The sequence below is a fragment of the Corynebacterium sp. Marseille-P4611 genome (genome assembly GCF_916618765.1).
Taxonomy (GTDB): Bacteria; Actinomycetota; Actinomycetes; order Mycobacteriales; family Mycobacteriaceae; genus Corynebacterium; species Corynebacterium marquesiae.
Map to the genome: position 1 here is coordinate 875,423 of NZ_CAKAKD010000001.1, position 19,971 is coordinate 895,393.

Sequence of the window (19,971 nt, forward strand, 5' to 3'; positions counted from 1 at the left end):
CGAGGAACACGGCCGTACCATCGTCATTTCCACTCATCACCTCAATGAGGTAGCGGGTCTCCTCGACACCGTCTCTCTGATGGGGGATAACCCAATTTCCGGCCCAATTAATGACTTTATCGAGGGCATTCTGGAGATCACCGGCCCATCTGAGGCCCTCACAGCAGCGGTCACAGAGCTCGAGCTGCGCGTGCTCAGTAGGGAAACCACAGGCTTGGGGGATCGCGTGCTTATCGACGCCCGCTCTACCGCCACCGACCCCATCTTCCGCACTGTTCAGGCCTACGGTCTGCGCGCCACTGAGGTTTCTTTGGAGCGCGCGGTCTTGGCATTGGAGGAGAAAGCATGAAACTCCAGTGGTACCTAGGCGATTGGTGGAGCTGGTCCTTCTTCTTTTTAGCTTTGTTGGTAATGCCCGTCATGGCGCAGGGAACGTGGAACCTGTTCCCGGTGATCTTTTCCTTGTCGCTAATACTTACCCTGGCACCAGACTTTAAGAAGTACCAGCTGGTGGGTCTAGGCTCGAAAATCTGGAATGAGCATCGCCGCAGTCTTGTTGCCCTGTGCGCACTAGCGGCAGCTATCGGTGCCCTTACCGTGCAGTTGTGGTGGGCATTGCCCATTTATGCCCTCGCGGCGGCGTGGGCCATGTACCGCAAAGCTGCGCCTCAACGGACCGGGTACACCACCACCGGGACCCAACCCTCAAGCGGCTTCGGATGGTTCCCCCGCACCTTGGCAGGGCAAACTATTTACTGCCGGCAGGTCAAGGCATGGGGTGCTGCGTGTCTGGCACAAGTAATCGGGTTTGTCCTTAGCCGGTATAAGGAGGAAATTCCGTTGCTTGGTTTCCTTGGCATCTTCATCTGGGCACTGTCAATTGCGATGCTATTCGCAGCATTCCACAGCTTGCGAGTATCTCGGCGCGAATACACGGTACTTGGTGGAAGCCGTGCTGTTTGGTCCCGGCATACTGCCGTGCTCGGCCTGATACCTGTCCTAGTCGCGAGCACCTTTAGCGCAGTACTGACGAATGACGGGGAACTTGTAGCGGACATCGTGCTGCTTAGTGCCACCTGTGCCCCTGTGGTGGTCAGTGTGGAATTTCTGGGAAAGAAGAACTGGTACCTACCTGCTCTCTATCTGGTCCTTGTTGCCGCGATGGCTCTTCTGCATACTCTGGTGCCGGTCTCCGCGGGTGCCAAGCTTTTGTTGGCGGTCGCCTTCTATGCAGTCTGGGCATTGACGCTGCCCAGCTACATTCGCCGAGCAAATGCACACCGTGGCGGAATGAGTGCTTGGATGGGCATATCTTAAACCGCTCAAAAGGAGCGTTGGCCTGGGGATTTGTGTTTGGTTAAGTCGCTGTGTAACTTAATACAAGTCAGCGCGACCGACAGCGCCCCACAGGAACAGAAAAGTTCTTGGCTGAAGCGGCGATAGGAAAACAGGCCCTGACAATACAAAATTCTTTTTGCTCACAATGAGCTGCACGCAATAATGTGTGGTTGTTGTGTGGTGATGATGTTTGAGAACTCAATAGTGTGCCAATGTACTTTTTATTTTTTGTGTGCATGGTTGTGTGTTGATTGGTTTGTCTGCCAGCAGGCCTAGGTGGTTTGTTGGTTGGTGTGTGCCGGTTGGGTATGTGGAATACGTACCTTTTTGAATGCTGTTTGGTGTTTCGGCTGCATTGAGATGGATTGGTTGGCATGTGATTGTGTTCAACTTTTTTAAGTTTCCTCTTTTTGACCCCGTCGGGTTGAGGGGACTGTTTATTTTTTCTTTGTAGTAATTTTTTGGACGCCAGCACGGGCTGCATTGTTGTGTGGTTTGTGGTGGTTTGTTCTTTTGTTGGGTTTCGGGCTTTTCACGGCCTGTTTCGGATGTTGTTCTGAAATTTTTTTGTGGAGAGTTTGATCCTGGCTCAGGACGAACGCTGGCGGCGTGCTTAACACATGCAAGTCGAACGGAAAGGCCCTGCTTGCAGGGTACTCGAGTGGCGAACGGGTGAGTAACACGTGGGTGATCTGCCCTGCACTTCGGGATAAGCCTGGGAAACTGGGTCTAATACCGGATAGGAGCCATTTTTAGTGTGATGGTTGGAAAGTTTTTTCGGTGTAGGATGAGCTCGCGGCCTATCAGCTTGTTGGTGGGGTAATGGCCTACCAAGGCGGCGACGGGTAGCCGGCCTGAGAGGGTGGACGGCCACATTGGGACTGAGATACGGCCCAGACTCCTACGGGAGGCAGCAGTGGGGAATATTGCACAATGGGCGCAAGCCTGATGCAGCGACGCCGCGTGGGGGATGACGGCCTTCGGGTTGTAAACTCCTTTCGCTAGGGACGAAGCTTTTTGTGACGGTACCTAGATAAGAAGCACCGGCTAACTACGTGCCAGCAGCCGCGGTAATACGTAGGGTGCGAGCGTTGTCCGGAATTACTGGGCGTAAAGGGCTCGTAGGTGGTTTGTCGCGTCGTCTGTGAAATTCCGGGGCTTAACTCCGGGCGTGCAGGCGATACGGGCATAACTTGAGTACTGTAGGGGTAACTGGAATTCCTGGTGTAGCGGTGAAATGCGCAGATATCAGGAGGAACACCGATGGCGAAGGCAGGTTACTGGGCAGTTACTGACGCTGAGGAGCGAAAGCATGGGTAGCGAACAGGATTAGATACCCTGGTAGTCCATGCCGTAAACGGTGGGCGCTAGGTGTGAGGGTCTTTTCACGACTTTCGTGCCGTAGCTAACGCATTAAGCGCCCCGCCTGGGGAGTACGGCCGCAAGGCTAAAACTCAAAGGAATTGACGGGGGCCCGCACAAGCGGCGGAGCATGTGGATTAATTCGATGCAACGCGAAGAACCTTACCTGGGCTTGACATACACTGGATCGCTGCAGAGATGTAGTTTCCCTTTGTGGCTGGTGTACAGGTGGTGCATGGTTGTCGTCAGCTCGTGTCGTGAGATGTTGGGTTAAGTCCCGCAACGAGCGCAACCCTTGTCTTATGTTGCCAGCATTTGGTTGGGGACTCATGAGAGACTGCCGGGGTCAACTCGGAGGAAGGTGGGGATGACGTCAAATCATCATGCCCCTTATGTCCAGGGCTTCACACATGCTACAATGGTCGGTACAACGCGCAGCGACACTGTGAGGTGGAGCGAATCGCTGAAAGCCGGCCTTAGTTCGGATTGGGGTCTGCAACTCGACCCCATGAAGTCGGAGTCGCTAGTAATCGCAGATCAGCAATGCTGCGGTGAATACGTTCCCGGGCCTTGTACACACCGCCCGTCACGTCATGAAAGTTGGTAACACCCGAAGCCGGTGGCCCAAACTTGTTAGGGAGCCGTCGAAGGTGGGATCGGCGATTGGGACGAAGTCGTAACAAGGTACCCGTACCGGAAGGTGCGGGTGGATCACCTCCTTTCTAAGGAGCTTTTATTATTCGGGTGCAGTTGCACCCTGGTTGGTTGAGTGTGCGAGTGTCATGCTGCCGACCTTATTGTTGTAAAAATTGTCCGGGTGAAACACACACCTTTTAAGGCAAGGCCAAGTGTTTGAATGGCGCTTTGTGACACACGCGCCGTGCACAGTTGTAAAAAGTAATTTGTTTGTATGTTGGTGCATTGTTGGGTGTCTGGGGCATTATTCCCCTTTTTTGTGTGCCTGACCATGAGTCTTGCTGGCACGGTGTGTGTTGGTGGGGTGTGGTTGGGGTGTTGTGTGAGAACTGTATAGTGGACGCGAGCATTAAACACGTATGGATGGGCTGCATTTTTGTGGTTTGTTTGTGTGTGTTTGTGTGATTTCTTTTTTCTTTAGTCAATTTTTTGTCAAGTTCACTTGTGTGGCCACTGCGTGTATTTTTTGTGTGTGGTGGTTTGTGTGTTCGTTATTAAGGGCGCATGGTGGATGCCTTGGCATGCTGAGCCGATGAAGGACGTGAAAGGCTGCGTTAAGCCTCGGGGAGTTGTCAATTAAGCGTTGATCCGAGGATGTCCGAATGGGGAAACCTGGCCCTGGTTATGTGGGGTTACCCTTCAGTGAATTCATAGCTGTTGTGGGGGTTTACGCGGGGAAGTGAAACATCTCAGTACCCGTAGGAGGAGAAAATAATAATGATTCTGCTAGTAGTGGCGAACGAACGTGGATGAGGCTAAACCGTGTGCATGTGATACCTGGTAGGGGTTGTGTGTGCGGTGTTGTGGGCCCCAACGTGCGGTGACTGCCATCATCGTGCTTGTGTGTTGTTGTTAGGTGAAGTGGTTTGGAATTACCTGCCGGAGAAGGTGAGAGTCCTGTAGTTGAAGACAATGGCATGCAGGTTGTTGGGTTGCCCGAGTAGCAGCGGGCTCGTGGAATCTGTTGTGAATCTGCCGGGACCACCCGGTAAGCCTAAATACTCAGTGTGACCGATAGTGTATTAGTACCGTGAGGGAATGGTGAAAAGTACCCCGGGAGGGGAGTGAAATAGTTCCTGAAACCATGTGCTTACAATCCGTCAGAGCACCTTTTGTGTGTGATGGCGTGCCTTTTGAAGAATGAGCCTGCGAGTCAGCGGCATGTCGCGAGGTTAACCCGTGTGGGGTAGCCGTAGGGAAACCGAATCCTAATGGGGTGTCAAGTGGCATGTCCTGGACCCGAAGCGGGGTGATCTACCCATGGCCAGTGTGAAGCAGCTGTAAGAGGTTGTGGAGGCGCGAACCCACGTAGGTTGAAAACTGCGGGGATGAGCTGTGGGTAGGGGTGAAAGGCCAATCAAACTCCGTGATAGCTGGTTCTCCCCGAAATGCATTTAGGTGCAGCGTCGTATTATAGCTTGGTGGAGGTAGAGCGACTGGTTGGTTGAGCGGGACTACAATCTTAGCAATGTCAGCCAAACTCCGAATGCCACTAATTGTGTTGTACGGCAGTGAGACTGTGGGGGATAAGCTTCATAGTCGAGAGGGAAACAGCCCAGATCGCCGGTTAAGGCCCCTAAGGGTGTACTAAGTGGAAAAGGATGTGGGATCGCGAAGACAGCCAGGAGGTTGGCTTAGAAGCAGCCATCCTTGAAAGAGTGCGTAATAGCTCACTGGTCGAGTGGTTCTGCGCCGACAATTTAGTGGGGCTCAAGTACACCGCCGAAGCCGCGGCAAACAATTTTTGTTTGGGTAGGGGAGCGTCGTGCATGGGTGGAAGCGTTACCGTAAGGAGGCGTGGACTGTGTGCGAGTGAGAATGCAGGCATGAGTAACGAATTGATAGGTGAGAATCCTATCCGCCGGATGACTAAGGGTTCCTGGGTCAAGTTCGTCTTCCCAGGGTGAGTCGGGACCTAAGGCGAGGCCGACAGGCGTAGTCGATGGATAACCAGTTGATATTCTGGTACCCGTACATGCGCGCCCATGATGAAGCACTGATACTAACCACCGCGGATGCACTACTGGTACTCTTTGAGTGTTGGTGGTGTTGATGTCGTGGGGCCTGATGTGTGGTTCAAGTGATGGGGTGACGCAGTGAGGTAGCCACGCCACTTAGTGGATTGGTGGTGTAAGCGTGCAGACCGTGTGGTAGGTAAATCCGCCGCACATATGGTTGAGGCGTGATGCGTAGACCCATTGGGGTTGATGGTGGTGATCCTGTACTGTCGAGAAAAGCCTCTAGCGATGTGTGTGTATGGCCCGTACCCTAAACCGACACAGGTGGTCAGGTTGAAAATACTAAGGCGTTCGGGTGAACTGTGGTTAAGGAATTCGGCAAAATGCCCCCGTAACTTCGGGAGAAGGGGGGCCTCACGGCGTGAGCACTCTTTGCGGTGTTAAGCGTTGTGGGGTCGCAGAGAATAGAGGGAAGCGACTGTTTATCAAAAACACAGGTCCATGCGAAGACGTGAAGTTGATGTATATGGACTGACGCCTGCCCGGTGCTGGAAGGTTAAGAGGACCGGTTAGTCAACTTTGTTGGCGAAGCTGAGAATTTAAGCCCCAGTAAACGGCGGTGGTAACTATAACCATCCTAAGGTAGCGAAATTCCTTGTCGGGTAAGTTCCGACCTGCACGAATGGCGTAACGACTTCTCTGCTGTCTCAACCACAGGCCCGGTGAAATTGCACTACGAGTAAAGATGCTCGTTACGCGCGGCAGGACGAAAAGACCCCGGGACCTTCACTATAGCTTGGTATTGGTGTTTGGTTCGGTTTGTGTAGGATAGGTGGGAGACTGTGAAGCCGTCACGCTAGTGGTGGTGGAGTCGTTGTTGAAATACCACTCTGATCGGATTGAGCATCTAACCTTGGCCCATGATCTGGGTTGGGGACAGTGCCTGGTGGGTAGTTTAACTGGGGCGGTTGCCTCCCAAAATGTAACGGAGGCGCCCAAAGGTTCCCTCAGCCTGGTTGGCAATCAGGTGGTGAGTGTAAGTGCACAAGGGAGCTTGACTGTGAGACAGACATGTCGAGCAGGGACGAAAGTCGGGACTAGTGATCCGGCACCTACTTGTGGATGTGGTGTCGCTCAACGGATAAAAGGTACCCCGGGGATAACAGGCTGATCTTCCCCAAGAGTCCATATCGACGGGATGGTTTGGCACCTCGATGTCGGCTCGTCGCATCCTGGGGCTGGAGTAGGTCCCAAGGGTTGGGCTGTTCGCCCATTAAAGCGGCACGCGAGCTGGGTTCAGAACGTCGTGAGACAGTTCGGTCTCTATCCGCCGCGCGCGTTGAAACTTGAAGAAAGCTGTCCCTAGTACGAGAGGACCGGGACGGACGTACCTCTAGTGTGCCAGTTATCCCGCCAGGGGTATCGCTGGTTGGCTACGTACGGAAGGGATAACCGCTGAAAGCATCTAAGCGGGAAGCCTGTTTTAAGATGAGGTTTCGTTAAGGTCCCCTAAAGACGATAGGGTAGATAGGCCAGACCTGGAAGCACTGTAAGGTGTGAAGGCTACTGGTACTAATTGACCACAACAAACACCAACACACTGGTATAACTCAACAAAAACACTAAGAAAAAGAAGAATAGTCACTGTTGTGACCGCGTCCACTATGCAGTATCTGACACAACACCCACCCCTAGGTGGGCACCCAAAAAGAAGGGTTTGTGCTTCGCATGTTTGTCGGTGGTCAATAGCTGCAGGGAAACGCCCGGTCCCATTCCGAACCCGGAAGCTAAGCCTGCACACGCTGATGGTACTGCAACCGGGAGGTTGTGGGAGAGTAAGTCACCGCCGACACCAAACAACAACAAACAACAAAATAATGAAACAAGAAGGGAAGGAGACGGCCAAGCCACCGTCTCCTTACTTTTACGTTTTGCTAGTCTCGCCAGCATGGACGAAATGCAAGTTTCTAATGTGGCGGACCAGGTAGGGCAAGGAATTCTTTGCCTTGGTAGTCGCTGAAGCTTAAAGGCATTAGGCCCCCCAAGGAGCACACTTTAGGACTCGCAACTGGTTGTGTCCCCGCTCCCGGCAGGCTCTTTCTGGGATCTACGCACAAGGTATGGTCTGGCGATTTTCCCTTATCCACTGGTAAATAGCGCCCGCTTTGGTTCTACCTTTCGCCACGTGACAGTTTCACGGTCTACACAATATGAAGGCTATGTGTGGTCGATTAGGCGGTGCGTGTAGAGAGGAAGGGCGGACTCGAACTCCCGGTACTTCCCGCTGAGGGGGTCAGTAAATTCGATGTGGGTTGCTGTGAGATGCATTGGGATACGCATATCCTCCGCGTCCTCAGGATAGATTTCTGGATAGACGGGATCACCTAGGATGGGTATTCCAGCTTGCCACATGTGAAGACGCAATTGATGGGTCTTGCCCGTGGTGGGTTTAAGCGTGTATTTCCCTAATTGCGGCAGGGCGCCATGGATCCTTTCATACGGGGCGTTGTCTATTAGTTCTACTGCGGCCAGAGTAGTAAAAGCGTTGGGGGTGCCATCACCTATTCGTCCTTGGATTTCGCCAGGGTTTTTGGTGAGGTGGGAGGCCCACTGGAGGGGTGTCGGAAAGCGGCGGTATTCGGCGATCGCCTGATAGGTCTTTTGTACCTTCTTTTCCGCAAAGAGGGTTTGGTAGACGCCGCGAACCTCGCGATGTTTGGTGAATAGCAAAGTTCCGGAGGTAAGTCTGTCTAGGCGGTGCGCTGGGGCAAGCTCGTCGTTACCTGTCATTCTCCGTAGTTGGACTGTAGCGGTCTGTACGATGTGGCGTGCGCGTGGCATGGTTGCCATAAACGGTGGCTTATCTGCGACGAGGATATGTTCATCCTCGAAGAGGATGGGGACGTCGTAAGGCACCGGTGTTTCGGGTGCCGGCATGCGATAGAAAAAGACGTCTTCGTCGTTGCTTAATATGGAGTCGGGTCGAAGCTTGGTTTGATTGCGTAGTACTACCTCGCCGGAGTCAAAACGCGCCTGAAGTGCCGAAGCGTCATCGTCGGGGTGTCGGTGGCGTTGTGCCGAAATGACTGCACTAAGAAAGTCCCAGGCCGTTAAGCCTGCCTCGGGCGTGCGGACACGGGTTGGATTCAGACCGTCTTTAATCGGCAAAGGCGTGAAACCTTTTCGGCGATGTATTAATGTTTTGTCCATGGATTTTAACTCTCTCATTGAACCGGTTGTTGCCTTTTTCTCTGAAGGTATTGGTGCCGTAATTCGCACCGTCTTGGAGTTTGTGTACACCGTTATGTTCCCGTCGAATTCCGAGGCTGCAACCGTCAACCCTCAAGCCTAATCCGTACTACAATTAAGGTATAACCACCGAAAGGACACATCATGGCTAAGGAAGACATTGTAGTCGTTGCCGTTGACGGTTCGGATGCATCGAAGAATGCAGTACGTTGGGCCGCAAATACGGCTATGAAGCGCGAGATTCCACTGCGAATCGCATCCAGCTACACCATGCCACAGTTCCTGTACGCAGAGGGTATGGTTCCGCCAAAGGAGCTTTTCGACGACTTGCAGGCCGAAACGCTCGAGAAGATCGAGGAAGCTCGCGCCATCGCTCATGAGGTAGCCCCAGAGCTGAAGATTGGTCACACTGTGGCCGAGGGCTCCCCGATCGACATGCTGCTAGAAATGTCGCACGATGTCACCATGATCGTCATGGGCTCCCGCGGCATGGGTGGCCTGTCCGGCATGGTGATGGGTTCTGTCTCCGCTTCGGTTGTGTCCCACGCCTCTTGCCCGGTGGTCGTCGTTCGCGAGGATAATCATGTTACGGACTCCACCAAGTACGGCCCTGTCGTCGTTGGTGTGGATGGTTCCGAGGTATCGCAGAAAGCTACTTCTTACGCATTCCGAGAGGCACAGGCCCGCGGTGCTGCTTTGATTGCCGTGCATACCTGGATGGATATGCAGGTGCAGGCTTCCTTGGCGGGTCTGTCGGCCGCCCAGTCCGAGTGGGCTGATATTGAAAAGGAGCAGAGCGAGCTTCTGACCGAGAATCTGAAGGAGCCGCGTGAAGAATACCCAGAGGTTGAGGTAAAGAAGCTCATTACCCGTGACCGTCCAGTGAGCGCCTTGACCGAGGCTGCAGAAGGCGCGCAGCTATTGGTTGTTGGTTCGCACGGTCGTGGCGGCTTTAAAGGCATGCTCTTGGGCTCGACCTCTCGCGCACTGTTGCAGTCCGCACCGTGCCCGATGATGGTTGTCCGTCCGGATGAGGAAGACTAAAAGCTGCTGTTCATAGAGCGCTTCGCCCACAAGGGCGGAGCGCTCTTGTTGTGTGGAGTCGCCTTAGGTAGTGTACCCTCGTGTACGCTAAGGTATACCCGCTATTTTAGGAGGATTGCATGAATTTGGGTCTGGGGCTTATTAGCTCGATTGTTATTGGTATCATCGCCGGCTGGCTGGCAGAGAAGATTATGAAGCGCGACCACGGCCTGCTGACCAACCTTATTGTTGGTGTGCTGGGTGGCGTCATCGGTGGCATGATTATCCACTTCCTGAATATTGAGGAAGGTGGATGGATCTTCTCCTTGATTGCCGCTACGGGTGGTGCTTGTATCCTGTTGTGGATCGTGGGGCTCATCAAGAAGTAGCCCGAATTTAATTCGCGTACAAACCGGTTTGTCTATAAAGTATAGATGAACCGGCTTTGTCGTTTTAGAGAGGAACCCATGGCAGAGAAGAAGTCGCGCCGTAATCGGCCCAGCCCGCGCAGCCGGCTGCTGGAATCGGCGACCAAGCTTTTTACCACCGAGGGCATTCGCGTTATCGGAATTGACCGCATCCTACGCGAGGCAGATGTGGCTAAAGCTTCTTTGTACTCCTTATTTGGTTCCAAAGACGCGCTCGTTATCGCTTATGTAGAAGCTTTGGATGAGAAGTTCCGCCAAGATTGGGAACAGCGTACCGCGGAGATGACGGATCCGGATCAAAAGATCCTGGCCTTTTTTGATAAGGCGATCGAGGAAGAACCCACGCAGGAATTCCGCGGCTCGCACTTCTTGAATGCCGCCGGAGAGTATCCGCGCCCCGAAACTGAGGCGGAACACGGTATCGTGGCTGCCTGCGTTGAACACCGTAATTGGGTGCATTCCACTCTGACGGCTTTGCTAACTGAGCGCAATGGTTACCCATCGTCCTCGCAGGCGAGCCAGCTGTTGATTCTCTTGGATGGCGGCCGTGCGGGTGCTCGGCTCACCAAGGAGATTGGGCCGCTGCAGACGGCCCGCGACCTGGCTACTCAGATGCTTTCTGCTCCCCCTGCTGATTATTCGATTTAAGGTACTTTCGCGCCTCCATACGTAGCTGGTTGACCCGCTTCTTCTCCTCCTTGGAGAGGGCGGGTTCTTTTTCGCGCTTGCGCCAGCGGCGAATGCTTTCGCGACGCATAGCGTGGACATCCTCAGTAAGCGGGTAGTCGCGGTGCAAAATGATCTCAAAGATAGCGGTTTGGATCAGCGTGAAGAGATAGGCGCAGCCCCAGTAAAGAATGATTGCTACTGGGATAGGTCCGGTTTGGGCTAGGTGCCACAGGAAGAAAGGGATTACCAACAGCAAAAAGCCCATGAGTATGAAGACGCGGCGGTTGACCTTCTGATCAAATTGAGTGGTGCGGAAACTGCGCACGAGGGAAATGACGGAATTAGCCATGGTAAAGGCGATGGCGGCAATGAGGATGGGGTTGATGAGGTCGCCGTGCTCGCGGGCGAAATCCGTCAGCGGAGCGCCGTAGAAGGTGGTTTCGCGGAAGGCCGAAACATCGGAGGTATTCAACATGCCCACGGTGGTGGAGCCGCTCTCAATATTGGACATGCGCAGGAGCACTTGATAAAGGCCGATGAAGGCCGGAATCATGATGAGCGGGGGGACACAACCAGCTGCGGGGTTGTAGTTATAACTCTTCATGAGGTTCTTTTCCTCTTGCATGAGCGCCGCCATCTCCTCGGTGGTGGTGGCGTTATTCATCTGCTTTTTGATGCGGTTATTCTCCGGGCGGATGAGTGCGCCGATACGGGCGGAGCGTACGGAAATCCAGTTCAGGGGAACAACGATGCCGCGCACGGTGATAACCAGCAAGATGATGGAAATCAGCCAGGCCGTAGATTCACCGACGAAGCTGCTGATGAGCCAGTGCCAGAACTTCATGATTCCGGAAACTGGGTACATGAAGACTTCGTACATGCTTAACCTTTCATGGGCAGTATGGTTTAAGGCATGACTAAAGTTCTTGGGGAACTCATGCTAACCATTGGCGTGGTTCTTTTACTCTTTGCATTCTATGAAGCCTATTGGACAAATGTAGAATCCGGTCAGCTGCAGGAGGAGGCGAGCGCCCACCTCGAAGAGCAATGGCGAAATCCCCGGCAGAAGCTAGAGCCGGAGTTGGGTGAGGCGTTCGCGCAGCTTTATATTCCCACGTTCGGTTCTGACTACCGCTTCGCCATTATTGAGGGCACTAATGAAGATGACCTGCTGCGCGGCCCGGGCCGCTACGAGGATTCCCAGATGCCGGGAGAGATGGGCAATTTTGCGGTTGCGGGCCACCGCGTGGGCAAAGGAGCTCCCTTTAATGACTTGGGCAAGCTAGAGACCTGCGATGACATCGTGGTGGAGACGCACAAGGAGCGAATTACCTATCGCGTATTGCCCATCGATGGCGAGCAGACGGACTGTTTCAATGGAATTCCGCCGGAGTATTCCCATGTGGCTGGTCGGCATATTACGACGCCTGGCGACGTCTCGGTGACCAACCCCGTGCCAGAGTCGGACGCCGAACCGAGCCGCGAGATCTTGACCTTGACCACGTGCCACCCGCAGTTTTCCAACGCGGAGCGCATGATTGTGCACGCTATGGAAGTAGAAAAAGAGGAGAAATAATGTATCGCGCTTTGTGGAATCTCTTGCCGGGGCCGACGCCGGTGAAGGTCATCTTGGCCATTGCTATTGCGGTGGGAGTCTTCTTCCTACTTATGGAGGTTGTATTCCCGTGGCTGTCGCCGATGATGCCGTATAACGACGTCGCGGTTTAAAGGCCCAAGTTGGCGATCGCTTCGTGGGCGATTTGCTCTGACTTAACGGTTTGTTGCTGGTTGCTCCACACCAGCACCGCGTGCGTGTCCTTCTGCACGGCGTACACGGCGTGCTCATTGACCACGCCCCGGCCGCCTTCCCAGCCGTCGAAGGAGGCCGGTTCGGTGGCGTCGATAGGCGCGGCCCAATCCACTGCGGCGCGGGCGTCCTCGACCGTGGGCATATCGCGCACGATGACGGTGGCCTGTGGCTCGTCCTGGTAGGACCAAAAGACGCAGGCCGGGGTGGGAAAGCGCGTGTCGATGCCCTGCTTGGTCAGGCGCTGGCCGTTGGTTTCTTCGAGCCAGCCGGGGCCGATGTAGGGGCAATCGCTCCAGTCATTGACTTCCGCGGTTTGAGCGACGTTAACCTCCGGTGACTCCGAAGCCTCCGGAGCGACCGTAGTAGTTGGTGCAGGGGTGGGTGCGGATGAATCGCAGCCGACGATCCCAAAAGTGGCTAGAGCGAGTAGGGGAAGTAGGCTTTTGCGCATGAGCTCCACAATAGACCGGGATACCGATGCGTTGCGCACCGGCATCCATATCCTGACCGCTGGCCTGCTGGTGGTGGGCATTTTTACCTCCGCGCGGATGCCGCTTTCGCAAGCGATCATCAACCTGCTGCTTTTGGTGGGCTTTGCGGCCGTGTACTTCGCAGGCTCGGTATACGGGGAATATTGGGCCCGGCCTGTGCGCTACCTGTGGCTGTGCATCCTCTCGGTGCTGTGGGTGGCGGATCTGTTCGTGGCCCCAGCGGCAATCTATTTGGTCTTCGCCATGTTTTTCTTGTACCTCACGGTGCTGGACATGGCGGCGGGCATCGCGTGCGTCATCGTTACCTCGATCATCACCGTGGTGGTGCAGATTCCGCAGGGCCTGACCTTCGGCGGTGTCATGGGGCCGGCGGTCTCGGCGCTGGTGACCATAGCGATCACCTACGCCTTCCGGACGCTGTCGCGGATGAACAAAGAGTTGATTGAAACCCGTTCGCAGCTGGCAGCCACGGAGCGCGATGCCGGCATGGTGGCCGAACGTCAGCGCATTGCGCACGAGATTCATGACACCCTTGCCCAGGGGCTGTCTTCCATTCAAATGCTCCTGCATTCAGCGGACCGTGATTTGGATAAGCAAGACGCGGGCAAAGCGCGAGAGCGCATCGAGCTGGCCCGCAGGACGGCCGCGGATAATTTGCACGAAGCGCGGGCAATGATTGCCGCTTTGCAGCCGCCGACGCTCAATGAGGCATCCCTTGAGGCCGCGTTGACCCGTATGGCGGAGAATTTCGGTGCTACCGGAGATATCCACGTCGAGGTGGAATCCGAAGGAGAGGTACAGCAGCTGCCCATGAAGGTAGAGGCGGCGCTGCTGCGGATTGCGCAGGGCGCTGTGGGGAACGTCGTCAAGCATGCAAAGGCAAGCCGCGCCCGGATCACGGTGACCTATGAGGGCGATGAGGTGCGCCTGGATGTGGTGGATAACGGCAAGGGCTTTGATCCGGCCGCGGTGGAAAGTACCCCGGCTGGACTGGGGCATATTGGGCTGGCCGCAATTAGGCGCCGTGCACAAGAGCTAGGTGGTGAGGTCATTATTGAATCCGCGCCGGGGGAGGGCACTGCCGTGTCAGTTAGTATGCCCTTAGGCAACCGGGTAGATTAAACTTTTGGTTGACAATGACATCGATAGGAGGAATGTCGTGATTCGGGTCCTACTGGCAGATGACCACGAAATCGTCCGCCTGGGTCTGCGCTCCGTGCTTGAGGGGGCAGAGGATATCGACGTCGTAGGGGAGGTCGCTACGGCCGAAGCTGCGGTGTCGGCAGCGCAGGCGGGCGGCATCGATGTCATATTGATGGACCTGCGCTTCGGCGCGGGCGTGGAGGGGACCCGCGTTATGGGTGGCGCGGAGGCAACCGCGCAGATTCGCTCCGCGATGGCCACCCCGCCCAAGGTCCTCGTGGTCACCAACTATGACACTGATGCGGATATCCTCGGCGCTATCGAAGCCGGTGCCGTGGGCTATTTGCTCAAGGATGCACCACCGCACGAGCTGCTGTCCGCAGTGCGCTCGACTGCGGAGGGTGATTCGGCGCTATCTCCCATCGTGGCCGATAGGCTGATGACTCGCGTGCGTACGCCACGCACCTCCCTCACGCCGCGTGAGCTCGAGGTCTTGCAGCTGGTAGCAGCGGGGGCGTCGAACCGGCAGATTGGCCAAGACCTCATGCTGTCTGAGGCCACGGTAAAGTCCCACCTTGTGCACATTTATGACAAATTGGGTGTGCGCTCGCGCACCTCTGCGGTGGCAGCCGCCCGCGAGCAGGGCGTGCTTTAATTAGCGGCGTTATACGCCTCGATGACGTCCTGCGGGATTTTTCCGCGGTGCGCCACTGGTAGCCCTTGGGCGCGGGCCCATTCGCGGATCTGACTGGGATTGGCGCGCTGTGCATTGATGTCCGGGGCAATGCGGGCGGCGTCCACGTAGGGGGCCAGAAGATTATGGAAGTGACGCGCGTTATCCACGGAGAGATCGATGAGGTAATTTTGACCGTTTACGCTGAAGCGAACGACTTCTAGCTGATCTTCGGGGATTAGGGTGTGGTCCAAGTCGTCGTAAAATTGGGTCACTTCACGGCGGGACATATTTCCTCCAATTTTAAAAATTGCACACCAAACACAGAGAGCATAAACGGTGTTAAAGGGGTAGGGCTGCTAGAAGAGTATCAGCAACTTTTTCTGGCCGAAAATACTTTTCCCGAAAAATCCCGGATCTTTATAGAAAATAAATAAACGCCACCACCGAATAGGGGGCGGTGGCGGCGTGTAGCTCTTTTACTGGGCCAGGTGCTGCTGGATTTCCGCAGTAATGGAGTCAATTTCCGAGCTAATGGTCTTGTGAGCGCGGCGGCGCTGCTGCTCGGTCATGAACTCGGCATTATCGATGGCGGAGTCTACTTCTTGCAGGCGGTCACGCACATCGCGCTTGAAGCCGGCTGGAACGTCCGTGTTATCGAGGGAGTTGCGGATGCCGGCGGTGCGGGCCTTGAGCGGCGCACCGTAGCCGGAGAAGGAAGCCATCTGCTCCGAGCTCACGCCTGCCTTAGCGGCCTTGCGCTTTTCGCCTTCGGTCTTCAGGCCCACGTAGCCGCGGTAAAGGAGCGGCAGCAGCAGGGGTGCGGCGGTGCGCAGTGCACCGGCATAGCGCTTGACGTTATCGGAGTTAAAGCGGCCGGCCTTGAGCTTGGCTAGCTCGTTCTTGGCCATCTTCTCCTCATGCTTGCGGCGCTTCTTGAGGCCCTTTTCCTCCGACTTAATGAGGTGCTTTTCCTGCTTGGCCAGGAGCTTTTGCTGGCGGCGGCGGTCCTTAGACTGGGCCTTTACCTCTGCCTTGGCGCGGGTCTTGGCGGCCTTTGCCTGTGCGCGTGCTTCTTGGCGGGCCTTTTTAACTTTCTTCAGAATGCTCATTAAATTTCCCTCACATTTGATCGAGTCTGGATTCAACTTTACCTTGCCGTTCTATTAAGCTCACCCGGTGTGGAGGATGTGGTTGTTGCTTCGGACCTGGTGGGGTGCCGCTACCGCTTAGTACAGCGGCGCGCGCACCCCGAGATGCCGCGCACCCATGCCTCGATTGCCCGGGCGGAGCGCCACGCGGCTGCAGTGGAGGCCGTCATGGAGATGTTTCCCCGCAAGGGCTCTGGCAGGTTTCGCCGCATTGATCTGGAAGGCGATGAGTGGGAGCGCTCCATGCGCACCCTTGAGGCCTTAGCTTCCGGGTATACGCACATCACCAACGCGGTCTTCGCCACCGAGGAGTGGATGGTGCGCGTAGATTTGCTTCTGCGCGAAGGCGATAAGTACACCCCGATTATCGTGTCCAATCACCGTGTGGCCCGCAAGAATGACACCAAGACGACGCCGGCGGTACCTACCCATCGCTTGGGCCTGAGCGAGCCGCTCGAGGTGCCGTATAAGCTGCGCCATCATGCGGTAGATGGTTACCGTTTAGCGTTTGCCGCCCGTGCTTTGCGGGATCTCGGGCTCGATTCCGGCCGGGGCGGGGCCATCGGCCAGGACCGCACCCGGGCATTTTTTACGGAAACAGCCAAGTTTGATCTGGAACGCGCCTGGAATCAGCCGCTTCCTACCGCACCGGTGCGAGTCAAGGAGTGTGCGAGCTGCCGCTTTTGGTCTTTGTGCGAGCAAGAGCTGGTGGCGGCGGATGATATTTCGCTCTTCCTATCCGGCGACCGCGCTAAGCCTTATCGCGAGCGCGGGATTACTACCGTGCAGGCGCTTATCGACGCCGACCTGGGCGAGCCCTCCCGCCTTGCTGCTGCCTGGCGCACCGGGGAAGTGTTGCTGCGCCGCGGCAGCGTGCAGGTCCCGCGCGCAGACGTGGAGGTAGACGTGGATATGGAAGCCTACCTGGACCAGGGCGCGTATCTATGGGGAGCGTGGCACGACGGTAACTACGTCCCGTTTGTTACGTGGGAACCGTTGGGCGGCCGCGCCGAGGCAGAGAACTTTGCAGCATTCTGGCGCTGGTTGATGGATGTGCGTGCGCAAGCCCATGCGGAGGGCAAAACCTTTGCTGCATATTGCTACTCGTCCCACGGTGAGAACCATTGGATGCGCATGTCCGCGCAGCGCTTCCGCGAGGTAGATGAGCGGGAAGTAGAAGAGTTTATCTCCTCACCGGAGTGGGTGGATATGTTCGCCCACGTCAAACGATCCTTCGCCGGCCCCTTCGGCCTAGGCCTGAAGGTAGTCGCCCCGGAAGCGGGTTTTACCTGGCCAGAAGAAGACTTCGACGGTGAAGAATCCGTGAACGCGCGCCGCGAGGCGCTAGCCGGTGACCTCGTGGCGCGGCAGCGCTTGCTGGACTATAACTCCGGCGATGTTCAGGCCACGCGCGCGGTCCGCGAGTGGATGGACGCCGGCGCGCCGGGTACTACAGCGCTGTAAATAGGGCGTAGATGACCGCGAGAATCGCTATCCCCGCGTAGACCTGGTTCCACTCTGGCCCCGGCTTCGGATCCGGGCCCTCCGCCTTTTTCATCAGGACCTGCTTCTGGGCCTTCACCGCCCGGGCGATGAGCACGGGGTAGACCGCCAGGGACAGGATGCACAGGAGGGAGGCGACCACCTTAAGCAGGGAAATATCGGTGCCGATCCAGATGAGCAGCCCACCGTTGACGAAGGTGGCGCGCAGGAGGCCGAGTTTGTCCAGTTGCTGCAAGCCCGCTCGGACGGCAGCGGGACCGCCACCCATGGTGCTGGGCAGGAGGTAGCTCATCACACCGATGAGCAGTTGACCGGCAAACCCCACCAGCAAGGCGAGGGTGGGCAGCGCCGGCTCGGGCATAAAGAAATGCTGCACCGTGTAGTACACCAAAGACAGCACCAGCCATAACGAGGCCATGAGCACGGAGACCGAGGAAAAGGTGATGCGATCGCGCGGGTCCTTAGCCACCGTCAGCACATTAGCGAGCCACTGCTGCAAGCTCAGCGCCCAACCGCAGCAGTAGGCGATAAGTCCCAACTCGGGGAAGCCGAGGAAAGCGCCCACGATCGTGGCAACCACACCGATTGCGAGCAGCACAAAGGAGGATTGCATGTGGCGATTAATACCTTGGGTGCGCCAGATGGAAGGGAAAAGGATGGTGAGAGAACCGGCCGCGGCCAAGCCGATGAATCCGCCGATATTGGCGGCGATATGGGCGAGTAGCAGCGTGGGATGGCCGGGATAGATGGCCAGCAGCCCGCCAAAGATGGCACCCACCGGCAGGCACAGAGCGGAAAATACATAAGCGCCCACTACGGGGCGGAAGCGCTTATCTTTGGCACCGCGCCATTGCTGGAAAAGCGATGCCGCATGCCAGAGCATCATCAGTGCAATGAGCGTGGCGCCCACCTGGGTGACAATCCAGTGCTGGGACCAGAACTCCATGAGGATTTGACCGATTAACGCGAGGATGATTCCGGCATTGAGGCCATAGATGCGGGCCAATTGGGCAGGACGAGCGGATTCGGGGAGGCGCTGTTGGGTGAATTTCTCCGTTAGGTGCTGGGACCACACGATGATGCTATTGCTCACCAGTCCGAGGGTGAATAGGTGGATGAGTACCCACCGGTAGTTCGGGACCAAGGTATGCGTTGCCCCCACGAGGATGAAAACCATCATCCATAGGGATACGGGACGGGAGGCCTTGCGGTGCCATGTCCGCGCCGACCACTTATTCTCAGGCATAAAACCGATTTTAGTCGGATTTAATCTTGGTCCAAGTCAGCGCAGTAAGGGCGAGGGCTACGGCGGTGAAGAAGGCAATGAAGAGGGGCCACGATAGGGCGTCGAAAAGCAGGCCGGCACATGCGCCCACCACAGAAGAGCCAAAGTAATAGCAGAACACATACATCGAAGAAGCCTCCGCGCGGTCGTGGGTGGCGATCTGGCCCACCCACCCGGAGGCGGTGGAGTGTACGGCGAAAAAGCCCACGGTAAAGGCGATCATGCCGAGAAGCGTCAGCGGAAGGTTGCCGGCGCACAGCGCGATGCCAAGGGCAAAAAGCACGGCAGAGGCGAATAGGGTTTTCCCATGGCCTATGCGTGCGACAAGGGAACCTGCCCGCGCTGAGGACCATGTGCCGGTGAGGTAGAACAAAAAGGCCAAGCCGGCTAGCGAAGGGGCCAGACCAAAATCATCGATGAGCCGGAAGGTTAAGAAGTTATACATGGAGACAAACGTGCCCATGGACAGGAATGCGGTGAGAAAGAGCAAGGCCAAATCCCGGTTGGCCCAATGGCCCAAAAGCGCCCGGCTTTCGGTCTTGAGATGGATGGATTTGGGCCGGAAATTGCGTTGGGTAGGAAGTAGCAGCCAAGACGTAATGGCAAAGGCGAGTGAGACCAGCGCCGAGCCGAAGAGCGCCCAGCGCCACGTGGAAATCTCCACCAGTCCGGTGGGAATGAGGCGGCCGGTAAGGCCACCGACGGAGGTGCCTGCAATGTATAGGCCCATAGCCCGCGGCAGGGCTTTGTCATCGAGTTCTTCAGAAAGCCATGCCATTGCCGTGGCGGGGGCGCCGGACAGCAGCGCACCCTGCAGGCCGCGTACCGCGATGAGCTGCCACCCCTCCTGGGCGAGGGGCACAATGAGCCCCACGCCGGTCGCGGCAACGGCCGAAATGAGCAGGATACGTCCGCGGCCGAAACGCTCGGAGAGAATCGATGCGGGCACCACGCATAGGGCCAGCGCGCCCGTGGCGGCCGATACGGTCATGGCCGCTTCAGTGGAAGAAAGCCCCATGTTGTGTACCAGCGTGGGAAGAATGGCTTGGGTGGAATACAGGCTGGAGAATATAGCCAAGCCCACAAGGAGCATGGCTACCGTTGCGCGCCGCGTTCGAGTCATATCATTTAGCCTGCCCGGACATTCAGCATGTGTAAAATGTGGAAAAATACACTAAACGATGCGGAGCAT

General features: G+C 56.3%; 18 protein-coding genes and 3 rRNA genes. 14 read left to right on the forward strand and 7 right to left on the reverse strand.

Features of this window, described 5'->3' with window-relative positions:
* The first annotated feature begins 79 nt into the window (after window positions 1-79).
* The 5 genes from LG376_RS04395 (at window position 80) to rrf (ending at window position 7,206) form a co-directional block, all read left to right on the forward strand.
* Window positions 80-349 (forward strand): hypothetical protein, encoded by a 270-nt coding sequence (locus LG376_RS04395; protein ID WP_225746270.1) that lies wholly within the window; start codon window positions 80-82, stop codon window positions 347-349.
* On the forward strand, window positions 346-1,317 hold the full coding sequence (locus tag LG376_RS04400) for a beta-carotene 15,15'-monooxygenase (protein ID WP_225746271.1): 972 nt from the start codon (window positions 346-348) through the stop codon (window positions 1,315-1,317). Before LG376_RS04395 ends, LG376_RS04400 begins: the two co-directional genes overlap by 4 nt.
* Window positions 1,318-1,904: 587 nt before the next feature.
* Window positions 1,905-3,422 (forward strand): 16S ribosomal RNA (locus LG376_RS04405).
* 458 nt (window positions 3,423-3,880) lie between these two features.
* A 23S ribosomal RNA gene (locus LG376_RS04410) occupies window positions 3,881-6,949 on the forward strand.
* A gap of 139 nt (window positions 6,950-7,088) precedes the next feature.
* A 5S ribosomal RNA gene (gene rrf / locus LG376_RS04415) occupies window positions 7,089-7,206 on the forward strand.
* The 16S, 23S and 5S rRNA genes sit together here, the layout of an rRNA operon.
* Before the next feature lie 365 nt (window positions 7,207-7,571).
* On the opposite strand, the gene LG376_RS04420 is transcribed toward rrf, so the two are convergent.
* Entirely contained in the window at window positions 7,572-8,582 is a 1,011-nt protein-coding gene (locus tag LG376_RS04420) for a pseudouridine synthase (RefSeq protein WP_370633339.1), read from the reverse strand.
* Here LG376_RS04420 and LG376_RS04425 point away from each other — a divergent pair.
* The 4 genes from LG376_RS04425 to LG376_RS04440 all read left to right on the forward strand — a co-directional run bounded on the left by LG376_RS04425 (window position 8,563) and on the right by LG376_RS04440 (window position 10,702).
* A complete protein-coding gene (locus tag LG376_RS04425; RefSeq protein WP_005325337.1) occupies window positions 8,563-8,706 on the forward strand; it encodes a hypothetical protein in 144 nt (47 codons plus the stop codon). The genes LG376_RS04420 and LG376_RS04425 overlap by 20 nt on opposite strands.
* 41 nt (window positions 8,707-8,747) lie before the next feature.
* Window positions 8,748-9,647, forward strand: coding sequence for a universal stress protein (locus tag LG376_RS04430; protein WP_049377497.1), 900 nt, complete (start codon window positions 8,748-8,750; stop codon window positions 9,645-9,647).
* 119 nt (window positions 9,648-9,766) lie between these two features.
* Window positions 9,767-10,015: a GlsB/YeaQ/YmgE family stress response membrane protein gene (locus LG376_RS04435; RefSeq protein ID WP_049377498.1), complete on the forward strand. Its 249-nt coding sequence runs from the start codon at window positions 9,767-9,769 to the stop codon at window positions 10,013-10,015.
* A gap of 78 nt (window positions 10,016-10,093) precedes the next feature.
* Entirely contained in the window at window positions 10,094-10,702 is a 609-nt protein-coding gene (locus LG376_RS04440) for a TetR/AcrR family transcriptional regulator (protein WP_049377499.1), read from the forward strand.
* On the opposite strand, the gene yidC is transcribed toward LG376_RS04440, so the two are convergent.
* Window positions 10,659-11,603 (reverse strand): membrane protein insertase YidC, encoded by a 945-nt coding sequence (yidC, locus tag LG376_RS04445; RefSeq protein WP_225746273.1) that lies wholly within the window; start codon window positions 11,601-11,603, stop codon window positions 10,659-10,661. The genes LG376_RS04440 and yidC overlap by 44 nt on opposite strands.
* Window positions 11,604-11,636: 33 nt before the next feature.
* Here yidC and LG376_RS04450 point away from each other — a divergent pair, with 33 nt between their 5' ends.
* Both LG376_RS04450 and LG376_RS04455 read left to right on the forward strand, forming a co-directional pair.
* Window positions 11,637-12,299 carry a class E sortase gene (locus LG376_RS04450; RefSeq protein ID WP_049377501.1) on the forward strand — a complete coding sequence of 221 codons (663 nt, stop codon included), beginning with the start codon at window positions 11,637-11,639 and terminating at the stop codon, window positions 12,297-12,299.
* On the forward strand, window positions 12,299-12,451 hold the full coding sequence (locus LG376_RS04455; protein ID WP_049377502.1) for a hypothetical protein: 153 nt from the start codon (window positions 12,299-12,301) through the stop codon (window positions 12,449-12,451). Before LG376_RS04450 ends, LG376_RS04455 begins: the two co-directional genes overlap by 1 nt.
* Here LG376_RS04455 and LG376_RS04460 read toward each other — a convergent pair.
* Entirely contained in the window at window positions 12,448-12,984 is a 537-nt protein-coding gene (locus LG376_RS04460) for a DUF2020 domain-containing protein (protein WP_225746274.1), read from the reverse strand. The genes LG376_RS04455 and LG376_RS04460 overlap by 4 nt on opposite strands.
* Here LG376_RS04460 and LG376_RS04465 point away from each other — a divergent pair.
* Together LG376_RS04465 and LG376_RS04470 are read left to right on the forward strand one after the other, a co-directional pair.
* The gene (locus LG376_RS04465) at window positions 12,983-14,146 is read left to right on the forward strand and encodes a sensor histidine kinase (RefSeq protein ID WP_225746275.1); all 1,164 of its coding nucleotides are present in this window, start codon (window positions 12,983-12,985) and stop codon (window positions 14,144-14,146) included. The genes LG376_RS04460 and LG376_RS04465 overlap by 2 nt on opposite strands.
* Before the next feature lie 37 nt (window positions 14,147-14,183).
* Window positions 14,184-14,822 (forward strand): response regulator transcription factor, encoded by a 639-nt coding sequence (locus LG376_RS04470; protein WP_040425341.1) that lies wholly within the window; start codon window positions 14,184-14,186, stop codon window positions 14,820-14,822.
* On the opposite strand, the gene LG376_RS04475 is transcribed toward LG376_RS04470, so the two are convergent.
* Both LG376_RS04475 and LG376_RS04480 read right to left on the reverse strand, forming a co-directional pair.
* A complete protein-coding gene (locus LG376_RS04475) occupies window positions 14,819-15,130 on the reverse strand; it encodes an Lsr2 family protein (protein ID WP_049377504.1) in 312 nt (103 codons plus the stop codon). The genes LG376_RS04470 and LG376_RS04475 overlap by 4 nt on opposite strands.
* 189 nt (window positions 15,131-15,319) lie before the next feature.
* A complete protein-coding gene (locus tag LG376_RS04480; protein WP_049377505.1) occupies window positions 15,320-15,952 on the reverse strand; it encodes a DUF6474 family protein in 633 nt (210 codons plus the stop codon).
* A 69-nt stretch (window positions 15,953-16,021) separates the two neighbouring features.
* Here LG376_RS04480 and LG376_RS04485 point away from each other — a divergent pair, with 69 nt between their 5' ends.
* Window positions 16,022-17,455: a TM0106 family RecB-like putative nuclease gene (locus LG376_RS04485; protein ID WP_225746276.1), complete on the forward strand. Its 1,434-nt coding sequence runs from the start codon at window positions 16,022-16,024 to the stop codon at window positions 17,453-17,455.
* Here LG376_RS04485 and LG376_RS04490 read toward each other — a convergent pair.
* Together LG376_RS04490 and LG376_RS04495 are read right to left on the reverse strand one after the other, a co-directional pair.
* Window positions 17,442-18,740 (reverse strand): copper oxidase, encoded by a 1,299-nt coding sequence (locus LG376_RS04490; RefSeq protein WP_225746277.1) that lies wholly within the window; start codon window positions 18,738-18,740, stop codon window positions 17,442-17,444. The genes LG376_RS04485 and LG376_RS04490 overlap by 14 nt on opposite strands.
* A 10-nt stretch (window positions 18,741-18,750) precedes the next feature.
* On the reverse strand, window positions 18,751-19,902 hold the full coding sequence (locus tag LG376_RS04495) for an MFS transporter (RefSeq protein WP_049377507.1): 1,152 nt from the start codon (window positions 19,900-19,902) through the stop codon (window positions 18,751-18,753).
* Window positions 19,903-19,971: the final 69 nt, after the last annotated feature.